General features: G+C 61.9%; 7 protein-coding genes. 3 read left to right on the forward strand and 4 right to left on the reverse strand.

Annotated elements, in window-relative coordinates; all coding sequences use genetic code 11:
* Positions 1-161 (reverse strand): SDR family NAD(P)-dependent oxidoreductase (locus DIE12_RS37495; protein ID WP_124524115.1); only part of this gene is annotated, 161 nt, incomplete at its 3' end.
* Positions 162-324: 163 nt separating this feature from the next.
* Here DIE12_RS37495 and DIE12_RS37500 point away from each other — a divergent pair.
* Complete coding sequence (locus tag DIE12_RS37500; protein ID WP_124524117.1) at positions 325-1,296, forward strand: aldo/keto reductase; 972 nt, start codon at positions 325-327, stop codon at positions 1,294-1,296.
* Between the two features lie 111 nt (positions 1,297-1,407).
* Positions 1,408-2,253 carry a 23S rRNA (adenine(2030)-N(6))-methyltransferase RlmJ gene (locus tag DIE12_RS37505; RefSeq protein ID WP_124524119.1) on the forward strand — a complete coding sequence of 282 codons (846 nt, stop codon included), beginning with the start codon at positions 1,408-1,410 and terminating at the stop codon, positions 2,251-2,253.
* A 15-nt stretch (positions 2,254-2,268) separates the two neighbouring features.
* On the opposite strand, the gene DIE12_RS37510 is transcribed toward DIE12_RS37505, so the two are convergent.
* From DIE12_RS37510 to cueR, 3 genes are all read right to left on the reverse strand, one after another.
* Entirely contained in the window at positions 2,269-2,637 is a 369-nt protein-coding gene (locus DIE12_RS37510; RefSeq protein ID WP_124489870.1) for a hypothetical protein, read from the reverse strand.
* A 114-nt stretch (positions 2,638-2,751) separates the two neighbouring features.
* On the reverse strand, positions 2,752-2,898 hold the full coding sequence (locus DIE12_RS37515) for a DUF3563 family protein (protein WP_081053322.1): 147 nt from the start codon (positions 2,896-2,898) through the stop codon (positions 2,752-2,754).
* Positions 2,899-3,113: 215 nt separating this feature from the next.
* Positions 3,114-3,518 carry a Cu(I)-responsive transcriptional regulator gene (gene cueR / locus DIE12_RS37520; protein WP_124524121.1) on the reverse strand — a complete coding sequence of 135 codons (405 nt, stop codon included), beginning with the start codon at positions 3,516-3,518 and terminating at the stop codon, positions 3,114-3,116.
* A gap of 49 nt (positions 3,519-3,567) precedes the next feature.
* On the opposite strand from cueR, the gene DIE12_RS38430 reads away from it, so the two are divergent.
* A partial coding sequence (locus DIE12_RS38430) for a hypothetical protein (protein ID WP_221624287.1) occupies positions 3,568-3,878 on the forward strand: 311 nt, incomplete at its 3' end.

The following is a 3,878-nucleotide window of genomic DNA, read 5'->3' on the forward strand; positions in this document are numbered from 1 at the left end:
GCCTTGACGATCTCGTCGGCAACCGCGTTTGCGCCGTCCTGGTTCAGGTCGGCGATCGCCACGGCCGCGCCCGCTTTTGCGAGCTCCAGCGCGATTTCCTTGCCGATGCCGCTTGCGGCGCCCGTGACGACTGCGGTCTTGCCGTTCAGATCTGCTGCCATGTCCGTCTCCTTCCGTTATCGGATCGAAAAAGCGCGCCCCGCTGCATCCGCTTTCGTCGCGATCGTGCAGGTGGAGGCCAGCCGCTATTGTGCACGATCGGCCCCGCCGTTCGCGCGCAAAACGTCTAAGCTTAAGGTCGGTTCAGAGTCGCGGGAGATTCCCATGCACTATCGACGGCTAGGCCGCTCCGGCCTGCAGATCAGCGCGCTTTCGCTCGGCTCGTGGGTCACCTACGGCAACCAGGTCGATCAGCGGGTCGCCCGCGAATGCCTTGCGGCGGCCCGCGATGCGGGCGTCAATTTCTTCGACAACGCCGAGGTCTACGCCAGTGGCAAATCCGAGGAAATCATGGGCCAGGCGCTCAAGTCGCTCGGCTGGCCGCGCGTCAGCTACCTCGTGTCCACGAAGTTCTTCTGGGGGCTCGCGGAAGCGCCGAACCAGTACCACACACTGAACCGGAAATATCTGCTGAACGCGATCGACGGCTCGCTGCGCCGGCTGCAGCTCGACCATGTCGACCTCGTGTACTGCCATCGCCCCGATCCGAACACACCGATCGAGGAGACCGTCTGGGCGATGAGCGACATGATCGTACGCGGCAAGGCGCTGTACTGGGGCACGTCCGAATGGAGCGCCGACGAGATCCGCGCCGCGTACGAGATTGCCGAGCGGCACCATCTGCACAAGCCGGTCGTCGAGCAGCCGCAGTACAACCTGTTCCACCGTACCCGGGTCGAACAGGAATACGCACGGCTCTATCACGACTACGGCCTCGGCCTGACGACCTGGAGCCCGCTGGCATCGGGGCTGCTCACCGGCAAGTACCGGAACGGCGTACCGCCGGGCAGCCGCGCGCAATTGCCGGGCTACGACTGGCTCCGCGAACGGCTGACGGATCCGGTCAGCAACGATGTGGTCGAACGGCTCGGCGAGATCGCGACCGAACTCGGCTGCAGCACCGCCCAGCTCGCGATTGCATGGGTACTCGCGAATCCGCGCGTGAGTTCGGTCATTACGGGCGCCTCGCGAATCGAGCAGATCGGCGACAACATGCGCGCGCTCGACGTTGCCGAGAAACTGACGCCGGAGATCAAGCAACGCATCGAGGAGACCGTCGGCGATGCATACGAGTAAGGCGGCTCACGCCCACTCGCGTACAATACGCGGCCGCATTGGCGCGCGGCCCGACGGCTTCGCGCGATCATCCGTTTTCATCGATTCACCCTTCGTTTCAGGCAGCCAGCCATGCTCAGTTATCGTCACGGTTTTCACGCAGGCAACCACGCGGACGTGCTCAAGCACGCCGTCGTCGTCCAGCTGCTGCGCTACCTGAACAAGAAAGACAAGTCGTACTGGTACATCGACACGCACGCCGGTGCCGGCGTGTATTCGCTGCGCGACGGTTATGCCGCCAAGACAGGGGAATTCGACACCGGCATCGGGCCGCTGTGGAACGAAAAGGACCTGCCCGAAGCGCTCCGCGACTACATCGACGAGGTGCGCGCGCTGAACGACGACGGTGAGCTGCATTACTATCCGGGCTCCCCGTATCTCGCATGGCGATCGATGCGCGAGCAGGACCGGATGCGCCTGTTCGAAATGCACACGACGGAAATCGACGTGTTGCGTCACAACTTCCGCGATGCGGGGCGCCGCGCGATGATTTTCGCCGGTGACGGCTTCGAGGGCATCAAGGCGCTGCTGCCGCCGCCGCCGCGACGCGCGCTCGTGCTGATCGATCCGTCCTATGAGGACAAGAAGGACTACGCGCGCACGGTGACTTGCGTGACGGAATGCCTGAAGCGTTTCGCGACAGGCTGTTACGCGATCTGGTATCCGCAGGTTGCGCGGGTGGAATCGCAGCGTTTTCCGGAGCAGCTCAAGCGCCTGCAGCCGAACAACTGGCTGCACCTGACGCTGACGGTATCGAATCCGCCGGCAGATGGCCTGGGCCTTTACGGCAGCGGAATGTTCATCCTGAATCCGCCGTACACGCTCGCGCAGAGCATGAACGAAGCGCTGCCCTATCTCGTCGAGCGCCTGGGACAGGACAGCGGCGCGCGGTGCCAGATCGAGCACCGCGGAAACTGAGCGAACGGTTTTCCGTTACGGCTGCGGTCTTGGCGCGGGTCTTGGCTGATTGGCCGGCGACCCACCCCAGCCCGGCACATTGATATACGGCGCGACAAACAGCGGGACCGAAGAATTCGGTCCCTGCCCTGCCGGCGCTCGCATGCCTGCGGGCTCAACGATCGGCTCGGACGATAACGGAGCCGTTTGCAACACCAGGCCGCCCTTGCCATCCTGGATCCCGCGTTGCGTATCGAGAATCAGCGGCCTGGACGACGTCGCCGCACCAGCCGCCATGCCGTGAGCGAGCACCGCGGCCCCCAGAAAGAGACGCGCGCGGGAAACGTGACGCACATCGAGACGCAAACGCATGGTCGTGTTCTTCCGGTTGAAAAGCAGGTCCATACCATAGCGCCACGCCGACGATTTCGCCAGATCGGACGCACAAAAAAACAAAGCCCCGTCAACACGGGGCTTGCTTTTCGCTCGGTGCCACACGGCACCTGACGGTGACTCCGATTACAGCGAGTAGCCGTTGGTTTCGAGCGAGCGGATGCGGCTCTCGAGCTGAACGATGTCCGACGACGACGCGAGGTAAGCCTCACGGCGTTCGCGCTCTGCGGATTCGAACCAGTTGCTCAGCTTTTCAACGATGTAGGCGATCATGATGTTCTCCAAGGAAGGGGGACCCCTGGCGAATCGAGATTCAGGGATTTCCCGTATAGGGTTATCCCGAATTATAGCGATGCCGCACCAAGATGCCAGTGAAATGCTTGCATGGAAGCCATTCCAGTTTGGAATGGTTTACGAACTATCTGCTTCAACCCACTGATTTTTAAAGATATTGAATCGAGGCTCCGATTCGGCCTCGAGGATATGCACTAATCTAGTTCACTGACCGGGTCGGCCAGCCGCGCCAAGATCGGGCATTCGGGTCGCCCGTCACCATGGCAGTGCGCGGCGAGATCGGCAAGTGTATTGCGCATGTCGCTCAATTCCGCGATGCGTTTGTCGAGTTCGGCCACGTGTTCGAGGGCGATCGACTTCACTTCGGCGCTGGCGCGGGAGCGGTCTTGCCAGAGCATCAGCAGCTTGCGAATATCCTCGACGAGAAAACCGAGCCGCCGCGCCTGGCGGATGAAACGCAGAATATGGACGTCATCCGAACCGTAGATGCGGTATCCGGCGTCGCTCCGCTTGCTCGGCGCAAGAAGGCCGACCTGCTCGTAGTAGCGGATCATTTTTGCGCTGACGCCGGATTCGCGCGACGCGTCGCCGATATTCATTCCCTGCCCTCTCTCCATCAAGCACTGGTTCGAACACGAAGGTCGACGCATGCATTCGTCGACGACATTTGGATCGTATCAAATCGCGAGATTTCGTTCCTGCCTGGGCAGTGACGGCCGGATCGACCGCAATCCGGATGTCCTTATTGAGGTAGGTGGTGGCTGCGAAATCTGCTGGTTCGGAGCAGCATGCAGCGCGTATCAAGCTGCCCGCCCACTGACGATCACGCCAACACTTGCAGCGATCGCGCATTTCTGCGCTGCAAATGCAAAAACCCCCGCCTTTCGGGCGGGGGTTTCTGGCTTAGGGAGCCTGACGATTACCTACTTTCACACGGGAATCCGCACTATCATCGGCGT

Source organism: Burkholderia sp. Bp9015 (assembly GCF_003853505.1).
Lineage (GTDB): Bacteria > Pseudomonadota > Gammaproteobacteria > Burkholderiales > Burkholderiaceae > Burkholderia.

Coding starts and splice junctions, on each gene's coding strand:
- DIE12_RS37500 (WP_124524117.1), top strand. CDS start 325: ATGCACTATCGACGGCTAGGCCGCTCCGGCCTGCAGATCAGCGCGCTT.
- DIE12_RS37505 (WP_124524119.1), top strand. CDS start 1,408: ATGCTCAGTTATCGTCACGGTTTTCACGCAGGCAACCACGCGGACGTG.
- DIE12_RS37510 (WP_124489870.1), bottom strand. CDS start 2,637: ATGGACCTGCTTTTCAACCGGAAGAACACGACCATGCGTTTGCGTCTC.
- DIE12_RS37515 (WP_081053322.1), bottom strand. CDS start 2,898: ATGATCGCCTACATCGTTGAAAAGCTGAGCAACTGGTTCGAATCCGCA.
- cueR (WP_124524121.1), bottom strand. CDS start 3,518: ATGAATATCGGCGACGCGTCGCGCGAATCCGGCGTCAGCGCAAAAATG.